We start from the raw sequence: 20,844 nt of genomic DNA on the forward strand, positions 1-20,844 counted from the left end.
GGTGGTTATAGGGCAAACTCCGGGTCGGTGACGTCCTTGTTGTCGCAGCCGTCGACCGCGGCCCCCATGCGGTGGATCATCCCGCCCAGGACTGGATGCGGGGTGGCAAAGTTCAGCCGCACGAATCCCTTGCCGCCGCTTCCGCAGGCGCTGCCGTTGATCAAGGCGACCTGGGCCTCCTTGAGGAAGAACTGGGCGGGGCCCGGGTCCAGGGCGAGCCGGGAGACATCCAGCCAGGCGAGGTACGTTCCCTGCGGGGGACGGTAGCGCACCTGCGGCAGGTGCTCCCTGATGATGTCGGAGAGCATCGTTCGCGATTCGTCGAGGTAGGCGATGACCCCGTCGAGCCAGCCCGTGCCGGTGCGGTAGGCGGCGGTGGTCGCGGCCAGCCCCACGTTGGCCGCCGCGTGCTCGGGGATCCCGCCCACCCGCTCCCACAGGGTCCGGTCCGCGTCGTTGGTCAGGACCAACTGGGCGCACTTGAGCCCCGGAAGGTTGAAGGCCTTGGTGGCGGCAACCGCCGTGACGGAATGTGCCGCTGCCGCCGGCGAAACCGTGGCATAGGGAATGTGCGAGGCTCCGTCGAAAACCAGGGGGGAATGGACCTCGTCGGCGAACACCCTCGATCCGGTGGCCTCGACCAGCTCGGATATCGCCAGCAGCTCCTCGCGCGCATAGACCTTGCCGATGGGGTTGTGCGGATTCACCAGGACCAGCAGCGCGCCCCCGGCCAACGCCTGCCCCAGGGCGCTCCAGTCGATCTCCCATCCGGCCTCCGACCGGACCATGGCAACCTGGATGGATTCCCGCCCGAAACGTTCCGCCGTGGAGATGAAGGGCATGTAGGCGGGGGTGAGCAGCACCAGGGGAGCGTCGCGACGGCGGCCAGGGGAGAAATGCATGATGGCGGCGTCGAGCGCCGCCGCCACGGAGCCCACGGGCCGCACCTGGTCGGGGTCGATCTTCCACTCGAACCTGTTGTCCAGCCAAGCCGCGGTGGCCTGCTGCATGTCGTGGACCAATTGGGTCGGCGCATAGCCGATCAGGCCGTTGACCAGGGTTTCCTGGGCGGCCGCGACAACGCCCGGGGCCGTCCCGAAATCCATCTCCGCCACCCACGCACCCAGCGATCCCCGGTATTCCGACCACTTCAGCGATCCGGTCTGGCGCAGTTGATCGACGGTCAGCAGGTCGAAGGGGTGGACACTCATTTAGCCAGCTTAGACTCGTTCGGGAACGAAAGCCCCTGCCGTTTTTCATTTCTTCTGCCCAAGGCGCAGGTTCTTCGGTAGGTTGGCTAGTGAAGCAGCAGCAATGAAGGATTCGACCCGATTCCCTTGGGTTCACCCCGGGCCTCGGGCAATGGGCGGTTGCCGGGAGGGAACGCAATGGACGGGCGCAATGAAAGTGTCGAGGAGCGGCTGGACCGGAACTGGAACGAGCTCATGCAGGAGCTGCGGGTCATGCAGACCGGTGCGCAGATCCTTGCCGCCTTCCTGGTGGTCCTGCCCTTCCAGGCCGGATTCACTGCGCTGGGCCATGCGGAGAGGACCTTCTACCTGGTGCTGCTGGTGTTTTCCGCGCTGCTGATCGTCCTGCTTGTGACGCCCGTTGCCGTGCACCGGCATTTCTTTGGCCAGCGCGTCAAGATCACCACCGTGCACATGGGCCACGTCATTTCCAAGGTGGTGATCATCGGCGTGGGCGTGCTGGTGGCCGGGTGCGTGTGGTTCGTGGTCCAGGTCCTGTACGGCTGGGCACTGGGCGCGCTCATCGGCGGGCTGGTGATGCTGGCCGCGGTCTTCCTGCTGGTGGTCCTGCCGCGGATCATCAAGCCGAAGTCCTCGGTCCCGGGTCTGCCGACCCACGGGGCCGGGTAGCGTGGTGGCGGACATGCCCCGGAAGGACGACCCGGACAGGGCCCCCGCCGGCGTCATGGACGGGCCGGCGATCCACGACGGTGCCCGACCGCTTGGCCAAAACACCGACAAGAGAATTGAGCTGCCTCGCCCATGAGCACCGAAGAGAGTCCCCGCGACGTGCCTTCCCGAACCGACGGAACCCCCGATGATTCGGCCCGGGCACCACGGAACACGACGACCAAGCTCGAAATCGCCGTGCAGGACGCCGCCGGGGCGAGGATCGCGCTGGAAAGCGGTGCCGACCGCATCGAGCTGTGCAGCGCGCTGGCCATGGGCGGGCTAACCCCCACATTGGCCACCATCGAGCAGGCGGTGGCCGTGGGCATCGGCGTGCACGTGCTGATCCGCCCGCGCGGCGGCGGCTACGTCTACACCGCCGAAGAGGTCGACCTGATGGCGGCCGACGCGGCCCATGCGGCGCGCGCCGGGGTCGCCGGCATCGTCATCGGCGCGCTGACCGAGGACGACAGAGGCCTGGACATCCCGGTGCTCTCGTCACTGGTGGCAGCGGCGCACGCGGTCAACCCGGCCCTCGAGGTCACCGTGCACCGCTGCGTGGACGTGTTGCTGGAAAGGGGCATGTCCATCCAGAAACTCATCGCCCAATTGCGGGTCCTGGGAGTGCATCGCATCCTGTCCTCGGGAGGCGCCGCCGCCTCGGGGGACGGCGCGGAGGTCCTGCACCGGTTGCGGACCGAGGCCGCGGGAAACCCGCAGGTCCAGGCCGGCGGCGGCGTGAGGATCGAGGACATCCCGGCCCTGGCCGGCCTGGACGGCATCCACCTGTCGGCGCGCACCCAAAGGACCGGGGGAGCCTCCGGTCCCGGTGGCGGGGAATCCGCCTTCGACGTGACCAGCGCGGAGCTGGTCTCCGCGGCTGCCGCGGCCCTGGCAGCATGCCGGTAACGGTCCGGAAGCCTGGGGCGGTGCCGCGTGGCGCAGACACAAAAGCGGCCCGAATGTGACGCCGGTGACGTATTGGCTAACATGTTCAGGGTGTGACCCCGCGCCCGCCAGTCTTGGCCGGGGGACCCACGGGACGTGCATCCAGAACTTCAGAAGGGGCCCAGGCCAGCATGCTCAATGATGAGACCATCACCCAGATAGCCGACGAGCTGGTGCAGGCGGGCCACGACCGCGTGCCGGTCAAGCGCCTGACCGCCCGCTTCCCCGAGATGACGGTTGAGGACTCCTACAAGGTCCAGAACCTCTGGCGCCGGCGCTCCGAGGACAACGGCCGCATCCTGGCCGGCCGCAAGATCGGCCTGACCTCCCGCGCCATGCAGATGGCCACCGGCATCACCGAACCGGACTACGGAATCATCTTCGATGACATGGTGCTCGATTCGGGCTGCACCATCGAGTGGGACAAGTACACCCACCCGCGCGTGGAAATGGAACTTGCCTTCAAGCTCAACAAGGACGTCGAGGGCCCCAACGCCAACATCTTCGACGTCCTGAACGCCACCGAATACGTCATCCCCGCCCTGGAGATCCTTGATTCGCGCATCGAGATGGAAGGCCGCACCATCGTCGACACCATCTCCGACAACGCGGCCATGGGAGCCATGGTCATCGGCGGCAACCCGATGAAGCCCTCGGACATCGACCTGCGCTGGGTCTCCGGCATCCTGTTCAAGAACCAGGTCGTCGAGGAAACCGGCGTCGCCGCCGGCGTGCTGAACCACCCGGCCGCCGGCGTCTACTGGCTGGCGAACAAGATCGCCGCCCACGGCGACAAGCTCAACGCCGGGGAAATCATCCTGGCCGGCTCCTTCACCCGCCCCATGTGGGTGGACAAGGGAGACACGGTCTTTGCCGACTACGGACGAATGGGGACCGTGACATGCCATTTCTCATAGAACCGGACCCGTCCTTCAAGGATGCACTGCACCACGCGGACCACGCGCTCTCGGGGATCTGGGTGTGCTCGGGTTCCCCGCTGGTCGCCGAGATCTGCGCCGGTGCCGGCTTCGACTGGATCTTCATCGACGCCGAGCACTCGCCCAACGGGCTTGAATCGATCCTGGGCCAGCTGCAGTCGGTGCGCGGCTACCCGGTCATCCCGGTGGTCCGCCCGCCGGTCAACGACACCGTGGTCATCAAGCAGTACCTTGACCTTGGCGTGCAGTCGCTGATCATCCCCATGGTCAACAACGCGGCCGAGGCGCGCGCCGCAGTGGCCGCCTGCCACTACCCGCCGAAGGGCGTGCGCGGCGTCGGTTCGGCGTTGGCCCGTTCGGCCCGCTGGAACCGCGTCCCGGACTACCTCACCCGTGCGGGGGATACCCTGACGCTGATGGTGCAGATCGAATCCGCGGAGGCGGTTGCCAACGTCGAGGCGATCGTGGCGACCGAGGGCGTGGACGGCATCTTCATTGGCCCCTCCGACCTGGCCGCCTCGATGGGCGTGATCGGGCAGCAGGACCACCCGGACGTCGTCGCCGCCGTGGAGACGGCCATTGCCGTGGGTCTTGCGGCCGGCAAGTACGTCGGAGTCAACGCCTTCGCCGAAGGTACCGCCAAGCGCTACATCGAGCTCGGGGCCCACTACGTGGGCGTCGGCGCCGACGTGGCGCTGCTGGCCCGCGGCACCGAGGCGCTGGCGGCAAAATTCCGGCCCAGCGCCGGAATCCAGGCCGGGACGCCGGCCAGCTACTGACAGAACCGGGCCGCGGCCCGGAGCACCTGGCATGCGGTTCTGCGGGAGATTCATTCCTCTTGCAGGGCCGCTTGTTGTTTGTCCGCGCGGGGGATGCCCGCGAACCTCCCGCAGAGCCAAATGCGGCGGATCAACATTTCAGATCCGAAGAACCATCACCCGAGGTCAACAAGAAGGGGGAGCGGTCGCCCGGCCACGGCCAAAGCCGATAGGCTCGCTTGAATGGACCTTTCCCTTATTTTGCTCGTGCTTGGCATGGTCGTCGTCGGTGCCATCGCGCAGCGCGTGGCGGGACTCGGGTTCGCGATGCTCGTCTCCCCGTTCCTGGTCATTGCCCTGGGCGCACACCAGGGGGTGTTCCTGGTGAACATCTGCGGCGTGCTTTCCTCGGCGCTCATCATGCCGCGGGTGTGGAAGGACATCGACTGGTCGATGTTCCGCTGGCTGTGCTCCTTCAGCGTCTTCGGTTCCGTGGCCGGCGCCCTCATGGCCGGTGGCCTGCCGCAGGCCCCGCTGTCGATCGTCGTCGGCGCCACGGTGCTCGCGGCACTGTTGCTTTCGCTGATCCTCGTGCGCGCCAACGTCACGGTCTCCGGCCAGGTCCCCAAGGGCGGCGCCGGGTTCCTCTCCGGGCTCACCAACTCGCTGGCAGGCGTCGGCGGACCGGCGGTGAGCGCCTACGCGGTGCTGGCCCGCTGGCCCCAGCGCCCCTTCGCCGCCACCCTGCAGCCCTTCTTCGTGGTGACCGGGATGGTCACCGTCGTCATGAAGTTCATCACCACCCCCGAGGCCCTGCCGCCGCTGCCGGCGTGGGCGTGGATCGGGGTCGCCGTGTTCATTTGGGCCGGCGTGCTCATCGGCGAGCAGGTCCAACGCGTGGTTTCCGACCGGCATGCGCGGTTCTTCGTGTTGTGCTTCGCCTTCTTCGGGGCCATCACGGCCTTGGTCAGCGGGCTGCGCGCCCTGTAGGCCCGGGGGCCAAACGCGTCAATCAGCGGCTCGGGGACACATCGGTGGCACGATTGGAAGCAATGAGTGAGAAGAAAAAGCAGCCGCCTGCCGCGGCGGCATTGAACGCGGCGCGCCAGCGGTTGAGCACCGGCTGGCCCATGCCGCTATTCCTGCAGGGAGCCTTCGAGTTCATGCAGGCAGCCCTGTTCTCGGCCTTCCTGGTGGTCATCCCCTGGTTCGCGGTGTGGTTCAGCGGCGGCTTCGCGGACCGTGGCATCGAGTCGGTGCTGCAGATGGGCGGGCAGATCTGGCTGCTGATCCACGCGGTCCCGCTGCACCTGCTGCAGGTGGGCACCGGGGCAGACCCCACGCAGGGCACCGGGGTGCTGGACTTCATCCCGCTGGGGCTGACCCTGATCCCGTTCTTCCTCTGCTGGCGCGCCGGCAGGCGCATTGCCCGCGCCTCCTACACCGATTCATTGTGGCAGGGCATCCTCGGCGCCCTGGGCGTCTACCTGCTCTGCGGGCTGTTCACCGGGTTCCTGGTGAACAACGAAGAGGCCAGCGTCTCGCTGCTGGCGGCCACCTTCATCCCGCTCATCCCCGCCGGGGCGGGCGTGATCATCGGGGCCCGCCGCGAGGCCGGGTCCTGGGTGCGGCTGATCGGCTTCGACGCCGCGGCCTGGATCTCCAAGACCTCCCAGCACTCGCGCTGGGCCGGGTCCTACCTCTGGGCGGTGCTCTGCGGCGGCACGCTGGCCTACCTGCTCGCCTTCGCGCTGGCCTCGGCGCTGCTGGCCGTCAACCTGGCGGTGCACTGGGTCGATGTCTCCAACGTGTACCAGCAGCTGCGCCCCGGGCCCATCGGCTCGGCCGTGCTGACCCTGGGCCAGCTGGGGATCATGCCCAACCTGGCCCTGTGGACCCTGGCGTGGATCACCGGCGGCGGCATCACCCTGGGGGTGGGCAGCACGCTGTCCACCCTGGAAACCACCGTGGGCCCGCTGCCGGCGGTTCCGGTGCTCGCCGCCCTGCCCTCCGGCGACCTCGACTACGCCTGGGCGTTCATGTTGCTGCCGGTGTTTGCCGGGTTCATGGCCGGCTGGTACTTCCTGCGGGTGGGGGAGAACCACCTGGACGACTGGGTGTCCCTGCGCATCCGCACCCGCTGGCTGTCGCTGGGGCTTTCCACCGTCGCCCTGGGCGTGTTCGTCGGCACCTTCGCCGGCGCCCTGTCCCTGGTCGGCTCCTGGCTGGCCGGCGGGTCGCTGGGCATCGGCCGGTTCACCGAGGTGGGTCCCGACATCCTGTTGACGGCCCTGTTGCTTGCGGCGCAGGTGGCCCTGGGCACCGCCGTCGGGTATTTGGTCTCCCCGCTGCTCGAGCACGACCCGGTGCTCGACGGCTAGAGCGGCTTGGCCACGCCCATGTCGTGGTGCAGGTGGTGCGCCGCGTCGTGCCAGGCGTACTGGGCCAGCGTGGCGGTGGTGAACAGCGCACCGTTGGACCGGGTCCCCATCCGCGGCATCTGCTCATCGCCCAGCGACTCCAGCGCTGCGGCGAACAGGGACGCTGACTCATCCAGCCTCCGGGCCACCTCGGCCGCGGGGACCTGGGCGTAGTCACCGCGCACCGCCGCCTCGTCCTGGTCCCAGTCCGGGAACGTCGGGGCGTCCACCTCCAGCATCAGGGCCAGCCGCCCGTTCATCACCTGGAGCATTTCGCCCACGTGCGCACAATACTCGTGGGCGCTCCACACCTTGGGGTCCTTGCGCACCAGGGCATCCGGCGCCGCCAGTGCCCGGGTGAAGAGCGGGACGGATTCGCGCAGCAGCACCGCAACCTGCCCGGGGCTCAGCGCCCGCACATCGATCCCGCATTCGCCGCAGACCTCCCGGAGCACGATCGTCCAGTCCTTGGTGTCGGGGGTTGGCTGCTCAATCATGGGAACATCCTCTTATTCTCCGGGGTTCAACCGGTCCGTGAAATCCTGGGTGCAGGCCGCCTCGGAGCGCAGGGTCAGCGCGTCCTCGAGGCACTGCTGGTATTGCAGCGCGGGCCCGAGGAACACCAGCTGCCCGGCCAGCAGCAGGGCAACGAGCCCGCAGGCCGCCGTCGCCACGGGCGCCGCCAACTTCAACACGCCGGCCGCGGGGTTGCCGAACGCCTTCAGGGAAGTCAGCAGGCCCAGGACGAATCCGGCCACGGCGAAGGGCAGCCCGGCAAGCCTGAAGGGCAACGGCAGGTACCAGCCCGTCAGCGTGCAGGCCATGGCGACGACGGTGGCACCCACCCAGTGCAGCAGCGGGCGAGCGGCGTCCGGCGCCTCCGGGCGGGTGTTGCTGGCCATGCCACCCACACTAGCGCCAATGCCGTTTAGTTGAGCCGCTGCCATGGCTGTCAATCCGGTCCCGGCACCCATGGTCTCGATGCCCGGCGTTGCCTTGCGTGTGGGGCCGTGGGTTTGCCTGCCCGGGCCCGGGACATGCCACGGGCAGCGCTCGGGGGCCGTCGCCATTTTGACATCTGATAATGATTCTCATTAGTGTTTACGAGGTGCTGGCCAAAGGTGCCCTCGGCGACTCGATGTCGCAGCCTTGGCCACCGAAAATGGAGTACGACCTATGAGAAGAATCAATCCCTGGATGGCTGTCATGCCCGCCGCCATATTGGCCGTCGCGACTGCGTGCGGTGCCCCTGCCGCCTCCGTCAACAGCGCCCCGAATGACGCGACGGCAGGTCCGGTCACCCTGGACAGCTGCGGCCGGGAGGTCGTGTTCGACGCTCCGCCGCGCAGCGTGCTCGCGGTCGGTTCGGAGGCACCGGCATTGCTGGTGGCCGCCGGAGCGGGCGACAAGCTGACGCACTACGCGGGCAGCCTGGAAGTGCCCTTCGACGAAGCGACGAAGGCCGTGGTCGAGGGGGCCGAACGGATTACCGAAGACTCGCACGACGTCTCCTACGAGATGATCCTCGGTTCGGGAGCCGATGTTGTCATCGGCACCGACATCGCGGCGGGGGTTGACCTCGATTCCCTCGCCGAACGCCTCAACCAGGCCGGGGTGCAGATGTTGACGGTGAGCGGTTACTGCGCCGGTTTCGAAGGACGCTCCACCGGCGGCTTGAGCGGGTTCGACCAGATCTACCGGGACGTCGAGTCCTACGGCCGTCTGTTCGGGACCCAGCAGGTGGCAGCCGGAGCCGTGCAGGACATGCGCGACCGCGTCGCGGCGGCTGCGGAGCGCATCGACGAGGGGGCGGACCAACGCGCGCTCTCCCTGTATGTCCCGACCGCCGGCACCTTGGGCTCCTACGGGCATGAGTCGCTGGTCTCGGAGCAGATGTCGCTGCTGGGCCTGGAGAACGTGTTCAGCGATGTGCCCAAGCGCTACTTCGAACCCTCCACGGAGGAACTCGTCGCCAGCGCGGCCGACAAGGTCTTCGCGATGTACCTGCCCACCGGATCCTCGGCGATGGAAACCGACCAGGACGTGCTCAAAGTGCTTCGCGAGAGGCCCGAGCTCGATGGACTTGAGGCTGTCGACGACGACGCGGCCGTGGTGCCGCTGAACTACTACTATTCCTCGCCCGGCCCGCTGGCCGTTGACGGCGTAGAACTGCTCGCCGAACGTCTGGCCACGCCATGAGCAGGCCGGCACAGCTGCGCCGGCCTGCGCACACTGCCGACCGCCGGCGCGCACACGCGCTGCCGGCACCGGGCAGGCCGCGCCACGCCATGTCCCGGGGCACCACCGAAGTCGACTTCGTGAAGCTGAGCCCGACCTGCAACACCACCCTGCTGGTCACCAGCAGGCACCCGGTGCGGCAGTACCGCGCCATCGCCGAGACGCTGCTGCGCGCCGAGCATGTGCACGCCGAGCAGGTCGGGTTCATCCTGCCGGCTCAATCGCCCGAGGCGCAGGTGCGCCTGCACATGGCGGGGGACGAGTTCTGCGCCAACGCCACCATGGCGCTGGCCGCGCTCCACGCCGCGACGCAGGGCCTTCACGGCCCGGTCGAGCTCCGCCTTGAGGTTTCGGGGGCCGCGGACCTGCTGGACTGCCGCGTCGAACGCCAGGACCCGGGCTACCGCTGCCAGCTGGCCAGCCCGCTGCCGATCCGGATCGATCCGTACCCGTTTCAGGGTGCCACCGCAGGTGCCGCCATGGTGCGGTACGCGGATGCGGTGCACCTGGTCATCGAGTGCTCCGGGCACGATGCGGTGCTGCGCGAGCGCGCCGAGCAGGCGGCCACGCAGCTGGGGAACAGCGAAGGCGTATCCGTGGTCGGGGTGATGCTTTATGACCCGGTGCGCGGCGAGCTGGCCCCGCTGGTCAACGTCCCGGCACTGGGCAGCCTGGTGTGGGAGGGAAGCTGCGGCTCGGGAACCGCCTCGCTGGGTGCCTACCTGGCCGCGAGGGCCCAGGCACCGGTGTCCGCCGCCGTGCGGCAACCCGGCGGCACCATGCACGTTCAAGCCGACTACGGCTGCGGAAAAGTGACCGGGCTGCGGGTCGCAGGGCAGGTGGCCATCGTGGCCGAAGGGACGGCATTTATCCATGGCTGAATCGGCAATTGACACTTCTCCGGCGCTTGGCGCCCCCGCGCCGGGCCTGCCGGGCACGCTGCGTGGGTACCTGCGCCGCTTCACCTCGGCCGCCAACGGGTACGACGGCTCGACCAGGCACGCCGGCGAGCTCGAAGAGCTGCTGGCCGACTACTCGCGCTTCGTCACCGACCCGGGCAACGAGGCCCCCTTTGCGCAGTTCGCCGCGCACCCCGGAACCGCCGAACTGGTGGAGAAGCTGCGCACGCAGTCGGCGCGCTGCGTGGCGGTCATCGAGAAGTACCGCGCGCTGCGGCTGCTGGAGGGGCAAGCGGGAGCGGAAGGCTACTTCGCCAACATCGAATCCTGCATCGCCGAGGAATTCGGGGCCGTGGCACCGACCAAGGATTCGAAGCTGCTGCTCGTCGGCTCCGGGTCCTTCCCGATGACGCTGCTGAACGTCGCATCGCTCACCGGCGCGTCCGCGCTCGGGATCGACATCGACGCCGAGTCCATTGCGCTCGGGCGCCGGGTCGTGGCCCTGCTGGGCGAGGGCCTGGACATCGCGCTGGAGGGACGCGCGATCCACGAGCTGGACTTCATCTCCGAGGCCACCCACATCGTGATCAGCTCCACGGTGCCCGTGAAATACGCGCTCTTGCACCAGATGCACGGCCTGACCCGCGAGGACGTCGTGGTGGCCATGCGCTTCGGGGACGGGCTGAAATCGCTGTTCAACTACCCGATGCAGGAGGTCGACCCCGCGCTCTGGCGACTGGCCGACACCATCCGCCAGCCGGACCAGGTATTCGATATCGCGCTGTACGTGAAGCAGCGCTCTAGCAGAAAAGACGTTTAGCAGATGGACGAATTGGGAAACATCCTCATCGCCGGGACCGGCCCGGTTGCGGTGCAAAGCGCCGTGCTGCTCGGGCGGCTGCCCGGGGCACTGGGCATCGCGGGCCGCGAGTCCGAGCGTTCGGCGGCGTTCTTCGACGCGCTTGGGGCCAACGGGGGCACCGTCCGGGCCGAGGTGCAGAACCCCGCCCACGCCGCGCTGGCGGGGGAGTGCCGGATCGAGCGGCGGTTCCGCGGATACGGGTCCGTGGCCGGGACCTGGGACACCCTGGTGCTCACGGTCACCGCGGACGCCTACCTCCCGGTGCTGCGCCAGCTGGCACCTGGCGTGCTGGCCGGATTCGAGCGCATCGTGCTGCTCTCGCCCACCCTGGGCTCCGGGTCCCTGGTGCGCGAGTACGCCAGGGCGCAGGGCGCGGATCCGGAGGTCATCAGCTTCTCCAGCTACCTGGGCGACACCCGCTGGGCTCAGGGCGTCCCGGGCGCCTCGGTGCTGACAGCCGGGGCCAAGGCCCGCATCTACGCCGGATCCAGCCGCGGCGATTCACCCGCGGTGCGGCGGTTGCGCACGGTGCACGAAGCGGCGGGCACCGACCTGGCGGTCCTCGGCCTGCCGGCGGAGGCCGAGGCGCGGAACATCTCCCTGTACGTGCATCCGGCGCTGTTCATGAACGAGGTCACGCTGCGCGCCGTCTTCGCCGCGGCGCAGCCGACGCAGTACGTCTACAAGCTCTACCCCGAGGGACCTGTCACCCCGTCGATGATCCACGCCATGGTCGAGCAGTGGCGGGAACTTTCGGCCATCGTCGCCGCGCTGGGCGGGAGGGGAGTCAACCTGCTCTCCTTCATGCTCCAGGACGGCTACCCGGTGCACCCGCAGAGCATCGACCCGGCCGACGTGGCCGCGTTCGAGCAGCTGCCGGCCATCCACCAGGAATACCTCGTCTACGTGCGCTACGCCTCGCTGCTCGTGGACCCCTTCTCCGAACCCGACGCCCACGGGCGCTACTTCGACTTCTCGGCCATTCCCATCCGGCCGATCTTCCGCAACGACTCGGGCCACTGGGACGTGCCGCGGATGCCGAAGGAAGACTACTACCGCACCAAGATCATCCAGGGTGTCGCCCGGCACCTGGCGGTTCCCTGCCCGATGATCGACCGCCTGCTGGCCGCCTACGAGGGCGCGCTTGAGCAGGCGGCGCAGGGACTTGGCGGCCAGCCGCGCTCCGCTGCCTTCGCCGTGCAGGACTTCGGCGAGGACCTTGGCATGATCTGCGCCGGGATCGGGAGTGCGGCATGAGCGAGACCGAACTGGAAACCACCGAAAAGCTGCCCAGCGAACGGCGGATCATCGTCGAGGTTTGGCCGGCCCTGCTGGCCTCGGCCGTGGGCCTGCTGCCCTTCACCGTGCTCTCCACCTTCCTGGTGCCGATCGCCGACTGGGCCGGGGCCGGCTATGCAGAGGTCGGCTCCCTGCGCGGGCTGGCCGGCGTCGGCGCGGTGCTCACCGGCGTCGCGCTGGCCCCGCTGATCGGCCGCATCGCCCCGGGACGGGTGGCCGCGGCTTCACTGGCGCTGATGGCGGTCGCCGCCGTGCTCGGCACCTTCTCCGGGCTGGCCGCGCTGGCTGCCTTCTGCCTGGCCACCGGCGTGGCCAACGCGCTGCTCTACCCGGCGCTGTCCACCGCGGCGGCGGACCGCTTCGGGACCACTCCCGCGGCGGGCCGGGCCGCGACCCTGGTGATGACCGCCCAGACCCTGGCCTCCACCGTGGGCGCGCCGCTGTTGCTCCTGCCGGCACTGTGGTGGGGCTGGCGGGGCAATCTCATCGCGATCGCCGTTCTCTCCCTCGCGCTGGCTCCGGCCTTGGTGCGCTACGGCCGCGCAAACCCCGCCGCGGGAGAACCGGCACCGCGACTTGGCTACCTGGCCGCATTCCGCACGCTGGCGGCCATCCCCGGGGCACGCGCCCTGCTGCTGGTCTCCTTCGGGCGGGCCGGCGCGCTGATGGGGCACCTGGCCTTCCTGGCCCCGCTGTATGCGGAGAAGTTCCAGCTCTCCACCGGCTGGTTCGCCTTCGTCTGGTCCCTGAGCGGCGGATCCTTCTTCCTCGGGCACCTGCTCGCCGGGCGGATGCTGAACGCCGAGGACTCCGAGGGGCGCACCCGGGCCGTGATGGCCATCGCCCTGGGCACCGGCCTGCTGGCCCTACTCGGGGTGTACCTTTCCCCGGTGCTGCCGCTGGCGATGCTGGGCACCGCGGTGCTCTCGGCCAGCCACGCGGTGGTTTCCGCCGCGGTGATGACCCTGCTGGTGCGCCGTTGCGGGCAGGTGCGCGGGACCGCGCTGAGCCTGAACGCCGCCGGCATGTCCCTGGGATTGTTCCTCGGCGCGGCCGCCGCCGGGGCGGCGCTGGGCACGGCCGGCTACCTGGCCGCGGCCGCGGTGCTCGGCGGATTCACCCTGCTTGCCCTGGTCTCCGCGCTCACCCTGCGCACCGCAACCGACGTCCCATCGATGAAGAGGCCATGATGACCCAACTGGACCCCGCGCTCCGCGAACCGCGCAGCGCACCACCGGAGGCGCCGCTGGTCTTCACCGGAGACGACCTGGAGCACGATCAGCGCACCCGGCACACCGCCCTGTGGATCGCCGGCCTGCTGGCAGCGCTGCTGATCACCCTGCCGGTGGCTGTGGGCCTCGGACCGGTGGCCATCGAAGCGGGCACCGTGCTCCAGATCCTGCGCCAGCACCTGTCCGGCGGCCAGCTGATGGGCACCTGGACCGACTCCGAGGAATCCATCGTGCTGCTGCTGCGGGTGCCCCGGGTGCTGCTGGGCGCCGCCGTCGGCGCCGGGCTGGCGCTGGCCGGGGTGGCCCTGCAGGCCTTGACCCGCAACATCCTGGCCGAACCCTACCTGCTGGGCGTGACCTCCGGGGCCTCGACCCTTTCGGCGGCCTCGATCCTCTTCGGGGCTTCGGCCGGCATCGGCTCGGCCTCGCTGGCCGGCAGCGCCTTCGCGGGGGCGCTGGCCGCCGGGATCGCGGTCTTCCTGCTCGCCCGGGTCGGCTCCCAGATGACCTCCACCCGGCTGGTGCTGGCCGGGGTGTCCGTGGGCTACGTGCTGCACGCGCTCACCTCGCTGCTGATCTTCGCCTCGGATGACCCGAACGCGGGCCGCTCGGTGCTCTTTTGGACGCTCGGTTCGCTGACCCAGGCCACCGGCCAGTCCGCGCTGGTCACCTGGATGGTGGTGCTCGACACCACCGCGCTGCTGCTGCTCTGGTCCCGGCCGTTGGACGCGCTGGCCATCGGCGATTCCACGGCCCAGACGCTGGGGATCTCCCCGGCGAAGCTGCGCGCGGCGGTGATGGTGGTGACCGCGCTGTGCGTGGGCGCGCTGGTCGCGGCTTCCGGCGGCATCGGATTCGTCGGGCTGATCATCCCGCATATCGCGCGGCTGTGCGTGGGCTCCACGCACCGCAAGCTGCTGCCGGTGGCGGCGCTGCTCGGCGCGATCTTCCTGGTCTGGGCCGACGTCCTGGCCCGGACGGCGCTGGCCCCGCAGGAGCTGCCGCTGGGCATCGTCACCGCCCTCCTCGGCGCGCCGCTGCTTTTCGTGCTGGTGCGCAAGCTGAACCCGACCCAATGACAACCAACCGCCCAAGGGGGCCCAAAGCATGATCACAGCCACCGATGTTTCCGTCGGCTATGGCGGGAAGCTGGTAGTGAAATCCGTCGGGCTGCACGCCGGCGCCGGGGAGGTCGTCGGGCTGATCGGCCCGAACGGCAGCGGCAAGTCCACCTTCCTGCGCACCCTGTACGCGGCCCTGCGCCCGCGGGCCGGACTGGTCACCCTCGACGAGCAGCCCATCACTGCGCTGCGCGGCACCGAGCTGGCCCGGCGGGTGGCCGTCGTCGCCCAGGAAACGCCCACCGACCTTCCGGTGACCGTCGCGGACATGGTGCTGCTCGGCCGCGCCCCGCACCGCAAGGCGCTGGCGGCCTTCACCCGCGAGGACCACCAGGCGGTGGCCGCCGCGCTGAGCCGGGTCGGGGCCCGGGACCTGGCCGACCGCCGCTACTCCACGCTCTCCGGAGGGGAGAAACAGCGCGTGCTGGTGGCCCGCACGCTGGCCCAGCAGGCGGACCACCTGCTGCTGGACGAACCGACCAACCACCTGGACATCCGCTACCAGCACGAACTCCTGCGCATGGTCGGGCAGCTGGGGGTCACCACCGTGGTCGTGCTGCACGACTTGAACCTGGCCGCGCGCTACTGCACGAAGCTGGTCATGCTTCAGGACGGCCGTGCGGTTGCGAGCGGAACGCCGGAGGAGGTGCTCACCCCGGCGATGCTGCTGCGGGTGTACGGGATAAACGTCGAGCCGGTTTCCGTGCGCGGGACCCTGCAGCTGGTCTTCAGCATGGCGGATGAGCCGGCCATGGCGCAGTTGAGCACCGCCGGTTAACCGGCCGGGCAATGCGCCGGCCCTCATGAATCCTCCGGGTTGGGTGTCATGCGAGTCGGCCCGCGAAAAAACTGAATACGGATCCCGCTACCCCCCACGGTTGGACGTATTGCAAGGGCGGAACCCGCTGTTGCCGGTGTTGCCACTGCCGGCGTCGAAAATGACAAACCTCGAATCGTCAATACCAAGGGCCGGAATCTGCGATGGCAGATGGGGCGTTGTGACTATGCGTCAAGATCATTGACTACGATAATGGTTTGTCAAGGGTGCTTTAACGGCACCGCGGCGCCGACGCCCACGTACCAAAGGACTGATTCAACGATGCAGGCAACGCACAAGAGCCGACGCGGCAAAACCGGCGCACTGCTCGCGGCCGTGCTCGGCGCGACCCTGCTGCTGTCGGCCTGCAACGCCGGCGCCGGAACCGGTCCGCAGGATCCGCAGCGTCTGGTGGTCGCGCTGACCGGCGAACCGGTGAACCTGGACTTCACCACCACCGCCGGGGCGGCGATCCCGCAGGCCATGATGTCCAACGTGTACGAGGGGCTGGTGGGCGTGGACCAGACCGGGGCGATCACCCCGTTGCTGGCCACCGGCTGGCAAACCGGAGCCGACAACAAGTCCTACACCTTCACCCTCGTCGAGGGCGCCACGTTCTCCAACGGGGCCGCCTTCGACGCCTCCGACGTGAAGTTTTCCATCGAACGGGTCAAGTCCGACGCCTGGCTCAACGGCCTGAAGTCCAAGATGGACGTGGTGGAGGACGTCGTGGTCAATTCCCCGACCTCGGTCACGGTGAACCTCAAACGCCCCTCGCAGGCGTGGCTGTATTCGATGACCACGCTGGTCGGTGCGATGTTCGACCCCTCCGGCGTGGACGACCTGGCCAGCACCCCGGTGGGCACCGGACCCTACCGGCTCGAGTCCTGGGCCCGCGGGGAATCGATCAACCTCGTTGCCCGCCCCGACTACCGGGGAGCCGCGCCGGGCATCGCCAACGTGACCCTGCGCTACTTCGGCGACGCGATCGCGACCACCAACGCGCTGTCTTCCGGCGACGTGGATGTCATCTACAACATGCAGGCCCCCGAGCTGCTGTCCTCCTTCGAATCGAACCCGGACTACCAAGTCATCGAGGGCACCTCCAACGGCGAGATCGTCCTGTCGATGAACAACAAGGCCAAGCCCTTCAACGACGTGCGGGTGCGCCGGGCGGTGCTCCATGCCATCGACCGCCAGTCCGTGCGCGACACCGCCTGGAACGGGCTGGGCACGCTGGTCGGCGCCCCGGTGCCGCCCACCGACCCGTACTACGAGGACCTCAACGCGGCCTACCCCTTCGACCCGGCCAAGGCGCGCGCCCTGCTCAAGGAGGCCGGTGCCGAAAACCTGAAGGTCACCTTCACGGTGCCCACCCGCCCCTACGCCACCGCGGTCTCCGAGATCGTCCAGTCCCAGCTGCGCGACGTGGGGATCGACGCGAAGATCGCCTCCGCCGAGTTCCCCGCCGTCTGGCTTGACAAGGTGTTCAACCGCCACGACTACCAGATGTCGGTGGTCCTGGCCGTGGAGGCCCGCGACGTGCTGACCATGTTCAACAACCCCGACTACTACATCGGCTATGACAACTCGAAGATCAAGGCCGAGGCCGCGGCCGCGGATGCCGCCGACGAGGCGAACTACGTGGCGGGCATGAAGAACGTGGTGCGCACCATCGTGGACGACGCACCGGTGGACACGCTGTTCATCTTCCCGAACATCTCGGTGGCCAAGGCGGGGATCACAGGCCTGGGCGCCAACTCGGTCACCGAGGCGCTGAACCTCTCCACCATCGCCTGGTCCTAGGCCCGGGGCGGTACACGGATGCTGGTGCGCATCGCGGGGAACCTGGCCCGCTTCCTGCTGTCCCTGCTGGCGGCCACGATCCTGGTCTTCGCCCTGATGCGCGTGCTGCCCGGGGACCCGGCGGTGATCGCAGCCGGCCAGAACGCCAGCCCGGAGGTCATCGCGGGCCTCGCCCGCCAATTCGGGACCGACAGGCCGCTTCCGGTGCAGTACTGGGACTGGTTCTCCGGGCTCTGGCGCGGTGACTTCGGCGTCTCCTACGTGACCCGGGCCGACATCTCCCCGCTGGTGGCCGACAAGGTGCAGGTCTCCCTGATCCTGGTCACTGCGGCCATGGCGCTCGCGCTGGCGATCGCGATCCCCGCCGGCACCATCGCGGCGGTGCGGCACAACAAGCCCTCCGGCGCGCTGATCTCTGCGGCCAGCCAGCTGGGCATCGCGGTCCCCGGCTTCCTGCTGGGCATCGTGCTGGTGTCCTTCTTTGCGCTGCGCCTGGGGTGGCTGCCGGCCAACGGGTGGGTGGCCCCGGGGAGGGACTTCGCCGGGTTCCTCTCCCGCCTGGTGCTGCCGGTCATGGCGCTGGCCGGGGTGCAGTCGGCGATCCTGGTGCGCTACATCCGTTCCGCGGTGCTCGAGGTGATGCACGAGGACTACCTGCGCACCGCCCGCGCCAAGGGCCTGTCCCCGCTGCGCGCGCTGGGCCGGCACGGGCTGCGCAACGCGGCGATCCCGGTGCTGACCGTCACCGGCGTGCAGTTCTCCGCGCTGATCATCGGCGCGGTGGTGATCGAGCGGGTCTTCGTGATCCCGGGCCTGGGCTCGATGCTGCTCTCCGCCGTGGGCAACCGCGACCTGCTCACGGTCCAGTCGGTGGTGATGGTGCTGGTGGCCATCACGCTGATCGTGAACCTGTTGGTGGACGTGCTCTACACCGTCCTTGACCCGCGCATCCGCGCCGCCGTCCGATGAGAAACGCGAGGCCGGGAGCCGTGAAACCAGCAGCCGTGAAGCCGGGAAACCCGAAGAACGGGCGCAGCGGCGCCCTGCTGCTGGGCGGCACGATCGTGGCGGTGATTGCCGCCACCGCACTGCTCTCCCTGTTCTTCACGCCCTTCGACCCGTTGCAGGCCAACCCGCCGGTGCGGCTGCAGGGCCCGAGCCTGGAGCACTGGATGGGCACCGACAACCTGGGCCGCGACCTGCTCTCCCGGATCCTTGTGGGGGCGCGCATCACGCTGCTGGTCGGCGTGGTCTCGGTGGGCATCGCGGTGCTCATCGGCACGCCGCTGGGCATCTGGGCCGGCATGCGGCGCGGGGCCGTGGAGGAGCTGACCATGCGCGCCTCCGACATCCTGCTGGCCTTCCCGGCCCTGTTGCTGGCCATCATGTTCGCCGCGATCTACGGTGCCTCCACCGTTTCGGCGATGGCCGCTATCGGCCTTGCCTCGGTGCCCGGCTTCGCCCGGGTGGCCCGCGCCGGGACCCTGCAGGTGATGAACGCCGAATACGTGCTGGCCGCCCGCGCCGCCGCGCAGCGCCCCCTGCGCATCGCCGCCCGCCACGTACTGCCCAACATCACCGGGATGCTGCTGATCCAGTGCTCGGTGACCTTCGCGTTGGCGGTGCTGGCGGAGGCCGCGCTCTCCTTCCTGGGCCTGGGCACGCCCCCGCCGGTGCCCTCCTGGGGGCGGATGCTGCAGGAGTCCCAGCAATACTGGGGCACCTTCCCGCTCATGGCGCTGTGGCCGGGGACCGCGATCGCGCTGGCCGTGATGGGCTTCAACCTGCTCGGGGACGGGCTGCGCGACGCCCTGGATCCCAAGCTGGGACGGGGCAAGGCATGAGGGAACGAATCGGGACGGGCACGGACGCGGGCACCGGGAACCTGCTGGAGGTCAGCGAGCTGTCGGTGTCCGCCGGGGACCGGGAACTGGTCTCCGCGCTGTCCTTCTCCATGGCCGCCGGCGAGCGCATCGGGCTGATCGGCGAGTCCGGCTCCGGCAAGTCGCTGACCGCCACCGCGCTGCTGGGCCTGCTGCCCGAGGAGCTCACCGTCTCCGGAAGCGCGCAGCTGCGCGGCTTCGCACCCAACCTGCTCACCGCTGGCGACAGGTCGATGCAGTCGGTGCGCGGGGATGAGATCTCGATGGTCTTCCAGGAGCCGCTGTCGGCGCTGAACCCGCTGATGAAGATCGGCGCGCAGGTCGCCGAGGTGATGCTCCAGCACCGCACCGTGCCCAACCGCGCCGCGGCCCGCCGGCGCGCCGTGGAGCTGCTGGCCTCGGTGAGGATCCCCGATCCGGCCCAGGCCGCCGGCGCCTACCCGCACCAGCTCTCGGGCGGGCAGCGCCAACGCGTCATGGTCGCCATGGCGCTGGCCAACGACCCCCAGCTGCTGCTGGCCGACGAGCCGACCACGGCCCTGGATGTCACGGTGCAGTCCCAGGTGCTCGAGCTGATCTCCACCCAGGTGCGCAAGCGCGGCACCGGGCTGCTGTTCATCACCCACGACCTGGCCGTGGTGGCCAACATGTGCACCCGCGTGCTGGTGCTCAACAAGGGCCGCCTGGTCGAATCCGGGGACATCGAGCAGATCTTCTCCGCCCCCGAACACCCCTACACCCGGGCCCTGCTGGCCGCCAGCGACCTCTCGGCCACCGACGAGCGCGGGCGCCTGTTCACCGTTCAGACCGCCGCGGGCTACGTGCCCCCGGCGCTGCGCACGGTGGAACCCGCGGCGCCGCCGGCCCAGCGGGCCACGGCCGGTGCCGGGGAACCGGCCTTGATCACCGCCACGGGCCTGGGCCGGACCTACCACCGCGCCCGCACCACCGCCTTCGGTCCGCGCCCGGTGGTCAACGCCCTGGCCGACGTCAGCTTCACCGTGGCGCCCGGGGACCGGGTGGGCATCGTGGGGGAGTCCGGCTCGGGCAAGTCCACGCTGCTGCGCATCCTCGCCGGGCTGGACCAACCCACCGCCGGCCAGGCAATCGTCGCCGGCACCCCGATCGCCGGGGCCCGCGAGGCGGACCTGGCGCCGCTGCGCAAGGAACTGCAGATCGTCTTCCAGGACCCGCTGGGTTCCCTGGATCCACGGATGCGGGTTGCCGACATCATCGCCGAACCCCTGCTGGTGCCCGGCCGGAAGCTAGACGCGCGCGGGCGGCTCGCCGAGGTGCACCGGATGCTCGGGCTCGTGGGCCTCGAAGCGGAATCCGCCCAGCGCTACCCGCACCAGTTCTCCGGCGGCCAGCGCCAGCGCATCTCCATTGCCCGCGCGCTGGTGAACCGCCCGCGGATCCTGGTGGCCGACGAGCCGGTCTCGGCCCTGGACGTCTCGGTGCGTGCGCAGGTGCTGAACCTGATCGCGGATTTGGTCGACGAGTACGCGCTGACGCTGCTGCTGGTCTCCCACGACCTTTCGGTGGTGCGCCACCTCTGCGAGCGGGTGATCGTGATGAAGGACGGGCGCATCGTCGAATCCGGTGACACCGAGCAGATCTACAACAACCCCGCCCATCCCTACACGGCGCAGCTCATCGCCAGCTCGCTGGAGTTGTCCGAGGAACTGGCAACGCCCCACTAAA

General features: G+C 69.4%; 20 protein-coding genes. 17 read left to right on the forward strand and 3 right to left on the reverse strand.

Annotated features, from left to right (window positions below):
• Positions 1 to 5: 5 nt before the first annotated feature.
• On the reverse strand, positions 6 to 1,211 hold the full coding sequence (locus tag ACIPVK_RS02455; protein ID WP_407610399.1) for a MalY/PatB family protein: 1,206 nt from the start codon (positions 1,209 to 1,211) through the stop codon (positions 6 to 8).
• A gap of 177 nt (positions 1,212 to 1,388) precedes the next feature.
• On the opposite strand from ACIPVK_RS02455, the gene ACIPVK_RS02460 reads away from it, so the two are divergent.
• The 6 genes from ACIPVK_RS02460 to ACIPVK_RS02485 all read left to right on the forward strand — a co-directional run bounded on the left by ACIPVK_RS02460 (position 1,389) and on the right by ACIPVK_RS02485 (position 6,944).
• Entirely contained in the window at positions 1,389 to 1,880 is a 492-nt protein-coding gene (locus tag ACIPVK_RS02460) for a DUF6328 family protein (protein WP_407610400.1), read from the forward strand.
• Positions 1,881 to 2,012: 132 nt separating this feature from the next.
• On the forward strand, positions 2,013 to 2,828 hold the full coding sequence (locus ACIPVK_RS02465) for a copper homeostasis protein CutC (RefSeq protein ID WP_407610401.1): 816 nt from the start codon (positions 2,013 to 2,015) through the stop codon (positions 2,826 to 2,828).
• Positions 2,829 to 2,998: 170 nt separating this feature from the next.
• Positions 2,999 to 3,784 carry a 2-oxo-hept-4-ene-1,7-dioate hydratase gene (hpaH, locus tag ACIPVK_RS02470; protein ID WP_407610402.1) on the forward strand — a complete coding sequence of 262 codons (786 nt, stop codon included), beginning with the start codon at positions 2,999 to 3,001 and terminating at the stop codon, positions 3,782 to 3,784.
• Positions 3,769 to 4,584 carry an aldolase/citrate lyase family protein gene (locus tag ACIPVK_RS02475; protein ID WP_407610403.1) on the forward strand — a complete coding sequence of 272 codons (816 nt, stop codon included), beginning with the start codon at positions 3,769 to 3,771 and terminating at the stop codon, positions 4,582 to 4,584. Before hpaH ends, ACIPVK_RS02475 begins: the two co-directional genes overlap by 16 nt.
• 222 nt (positions 4,585 to 4,806) lie before the next feature.
• The gene (locus ACIPVK_RS02480; protein ID WP_407610404.1) at positions 4,807 to 5,553 is read left to right on the forward strand and encodes a TSUP family transporter; all 747 of its coding nucleotides are present in this window, start codon (positions 4,807 to 4,809) and stop codon (positions 5,551 to 5,553) included.
• Between the two features lie 62 nt (positions 5,554 to 5,615).
• The gene (locus ACIPVK_RS02485; RefSeq protein WP_407610405.1) at positions 5,616 to 6,944 is read left to right on the forward strand and encodes a DUF6350 family protein; all 1,329 of its coding nucleotides are present in this window, start codon (positions 5,616 to 5,618) and stop codon (positions 6,942 to 6,944) included.
• Here ACIPVK_RS02485 and ACIPVK_RS02490 read toward each other — a convergent pair.
• Together ACIPVK_RS02490 and ACIPVK_RS02495 are read right to left on the reverse strand one after the other, a co-directional pair.
• Positions 6,941 to 7,480 (reverse strand): DinB family protein, encoded by a 540-nt coding sequence (locus ACIPVK_RS02490; protein ID WP_407610406.1) that lies wholly within the window; start codon positions 7,478 to 7,480, stop codon positions 6,941 to 6,943. The two genes, ACIPVK_RS02485 and ACIPVK_RS02490, sit on opposite strands and share 4 nt — an antisense overlap.
• Before the next feature lie 12 nt (positions 7,481 to 7,492).
• Positions 7,493 to 7,885: a hypothetical protein gene (locus tag ACIPVK_RS02495; protein WP_407610407.1), complete on the reverse strand. Its 393-nt coding sequence runs from the start codon at positions 7,883 to 7,885 to the stop codon at positions 7,493 to 7,495.
• 295 nt (positions 7,886 to 8,180) lie between these two features.
• Here ACIPVK_RS02495 and ACIPVK_RS02500 point away from each other — a divergent pair, with 295 nt between their 5' ends.
• The 11 genes from ACIPVK_RS02500 (at position 8,181) to ACIPVK_RS02550 (ending at position 20,843) form a co-directional block, all read left to right on the forward strand.
• Complete coding sequence (locus tag ACIPVK_RS02500; protein ID WP_407610408.1) at positions 8,181 to 9,182, forward strand: ABC transporter substrate-binding protein; 1,002 nt, start codon at positions 8,181 to 8,183, stop codon at positions 9,180 to 9,182.
• The gene (locus tag ACIPVK_RS02505) at positions 9,179 to 10,102 is read left to right on the forward strand and encodes a hypothetical protein (RefSeq protein ID WP_407610409.1); all 924 of its coding nucleotides are present in this window, start codon (positions 9,179 to 9,181) and stop codon (positions 10,100 to 10,102) included. The genes ACIPVK_RS02500 and ACIPVK_RS02505 overlap by 4 nt, the downstream gene beginning before the upstream one ends.
• Positions 10,095 to 10,940: a class I SAM-dependent methyltransferase gene (locus ACIPVK_RS02510; RefSeq protein WP_407610410.1), complete on the forward strand. Its 846-nt coding sequence runs from the start codon at positions 10,095 to 10,097 to the stop codon at positions 10,938 to 10,940. Before ACIPVK_RS02505 ends, ACIPVK_RS02510 begins: the two co-directional genes overlap by 8 nt.
• Positions 10,941 to 10,943: 3 nt before the next feature.
• The gene (locus tag ACIPVK_RS02515; protein WP_407610411.1) at positions 10,944 to 12,239 is read left to right on the forward strand and encodes an opine metallophore biosynthesis dehydrogenase; all 1,296 of its coding nucleotides are present in this window, start codon (positions 10,944 to 10,946) and stop codon (positions 12,237 to 12,239) included.
• Positions 12,236 to 13,471 (forward strand): MFS transporter, encoded by a 1,236-nt coding sequence (locus ACIPVK_RS02520; RefSeq protein WP_407610412.1) that lies wholly within the window; start codon positions 12,236 to 12,238, stop codon positions 13,469 to 13,471. Before ACIPVK_RS02515 ends, ACIPVK_RS02520 begins: the two co-directional genes overlap by 4 nt.
• Entirely contained in the window at positions 13,468 to 14,592 is a 1,125-nt protein-coding gene (locus ACIPVK_RS02525; protein WP_407610413.1) for a FecCD family ABC transporter permease, read from the forward strand. Before ACIPVK_RS02520 ends, ACIPVK_RS02525 begins: the two co-directional genes overlap by 4 nt.
• Positions 14,593 to 14,620: 28 nt before the next feature.
• On the forward strand, positions 14,621 to 15,412 hold the full coding sequence (locus ACIPVK_RS02530; protein ID WP_407610414.1) for an ABC transporter ATP-binding protein: 792 nt from the start codon (positions 14,621 to 14,623) through the stop codon (positions 15,410 to 15,412).
• 321 nt (positions 15,413 to 15,733) lie between these two features.
• Positions 15,734 to 17,257, forward strand: a complete 1,524-nt coding sequence (locus ACIPVK_RS02535) for an ABC transporter substrate-binding protein (protein ID WP_407610415.1) — start codon at positions 15,734 to 15,736, stop codon at positions 17,255 to 17,257.
• Between the two features lie 18 nt (positions 17,258 to 17,275).
• A complete protein-coding gene (locus ACIPVK_RS02540; protein WP_407610416.1) occupies positions 17,276 to 18,226 on the forward strand; it encodes an ABC transporter permease in 951 nt (316 codons plus the stop codon).
• Positions 18,223 to 19,101: an ABC transporter permease gene (locus tag ACIPVK_RS02545; protein WP_407610417.1), complete on the forward strand. Its 879-nt coding sequence runs from the start codon at positions 18,223 to 18,225 to the stop codon at positions 19,099 to 19,101. The genes ACIPVK_RS02540 and ACIPVK_RS02545 overlap by 4 nt, the downstream gene beginning before the upstream one ends.
• Positions 19,098 to 20,843 (forward strand): dipeptide ABC transporter ATP-binding protein, encoded by a 1,746-nt coding sequence (locus ACIPVK_RS02550; RefSeq protein ID WP_407610418.1) that lies wholly within the window; start codon positions 19,098 to 19,100, stop codon positions 20,841 to 20,843. Before ACIPVK_RS02545 ends, ACIPVK_RS02550 begins: the two co-directional genes overlap by 4 nt.
• Position 20,844 lies beyond the last annotated feature (1 nt).

It is taken from the genome of Paeniglutamicibacter sp. MACA_103 (genome assembly GCF_045798555.1).
Taxonomy (GTDB): domain Bacteria; phylum Actinomycetota; class Actinomycetes; order Actinomycetales; family Micrococcaceae; genus Paeniglutamicibacter.

Coding starts and splice junctions, on each gene's coding strand:
- ACIPVK_RS02525 (WP_407610413.1), top strand. CDS start 13,468: ATGATGACCCAACTGGACCCCGCGCTCCGCGAACCGCGCAGCGCACCA.
- ACIPVK_RS02480 (WP_407610404.1), top strand. CDS start 4,807: ATGGACCTTTCCCTTATTTTGCTCGTGCTTGGCATGGTCGTCGTCGGT.
- ACIPVK_RS02495 (WP_407610407.1), bottom strand. CDS start 7,885: ATGGCCAGCAACACCCGCCCGGAGGCGCCGGACGCCGCTCGCCCGCTG.
- hpaH (WP_407610402.1), top strand. CDS start 2,999: ATGCTCAATGATGAGACCATCACCCAGATAGCCGACGAGCTGGTGCAG.
- ACIPVK_RS02455 (WP_407610399.1), bottom strand. CDS start 1,211: ATGAGTGTCCACCCCTTCGACCTGCTGACCGTCGATCAACTGCGCCAG.
- ACIPVK_RS02465 (WP_407610401.1), top strand. CDS start 2,013: ATGAGCACCGAAGAGAGTCCCCGCGACGTGCCTTCCCGAACCGACGGA.
- ACIPVK_RS02505 (WP_407610409.1), top strand. CDS start 9,179: ATGAGCAGGCCGGCACAGCTGCGCCGGCCTGCGCACACTGCCGACCGC.
- ACIPVK_RS02535 (WP_407610415.1), top strand. CDS start 15,734: ATGCAGGCAACGCACAAGAGCCGACGCGGCAAAACCGGCGCACTGCTC.
- ACIPVK_RS02500 (WP_407610408.1), top strand. CDS start 8,181: ATGGCTGTCATGCCCGCCGCCATATTGGCCGTCGCGACTGCGTGCGGT.
- ACIPVK_RS02530 (WP_407610414.1), top strand. CDS start 14,621: ATGATCACAGCCACCGATGTTTCCGTCGGCTATGGCGGGAAGCTGGTA.
- ACIPVK_RS02545 (WP_407610417.1), top strand. CDS start 18,223: ATGAGAAACGCGAGGCCGGGAGCCGTGAAACCAGCAGCCGTGAAGCCG.
- ACIPVK_RS02550 (WP_407610418.1), top strand. CDS start 19,098: ATGAGGGAACGAATCGGGACGGGCACGGACGCGGGCACCGGGAACCTG.
- ACIPVK_RS02485 (WP_407610405.1), top strand. CDS start 5,616: ATGAGTGAGAAGAAAAAGCAGCCGCCTGCCGCGGCGGCATTGAACGCG.
- ACIPVK_RS02520 (WP_407610412.1), top strand. CDS start 12,236: ATGAGCGAGACCGAACTGGAAACCACCGAAAAGCTGCCCAGCGAACGG.
- ACIPVK_RS02540 (WP_407610416.1), top strand. CDS start 17,276: ATGCTGGTGCGCATCGCGGGGAACCTGGCCCGCTTCCTGCTGTCCCTG.
- ACIPVK_RS02475 (WP_407610403.1), top strand. CDS start 3,769: ATGCCATTTCTCATAGAACCGGACCCGTCCTTCAAGGATGCACTGCAC.
- ACIPVK_RS02515 (WP_407610411.1), top strand. CDS start 10,944: ATGGACGAATTGGGAAACATCCTCATCGCCGGGACCGGCCCGGTTGCG.
- ACIPVK_RS02510 (WP_407610410.1), top strand. CDS start 10,095: ATGGCTGAATCGGCAATTGACACTTCTCCGGCGCTTGGCGCCCCCGCG.
- ACIPVK_RS02460 (WP_407610400.1), top strand. CDS start 1,389: ATGGACGGGCGCAATGAAAGTGTCGAGGAGCGGCTGGACCGGAACTGG.
- ACIPVK_RS02490 (WP_407610406.1), bottom strand. CDS start 7,480: ATGATTGAGCAGCCAACCCCCGACACCAAGGACTGGACGATCGTGCTC.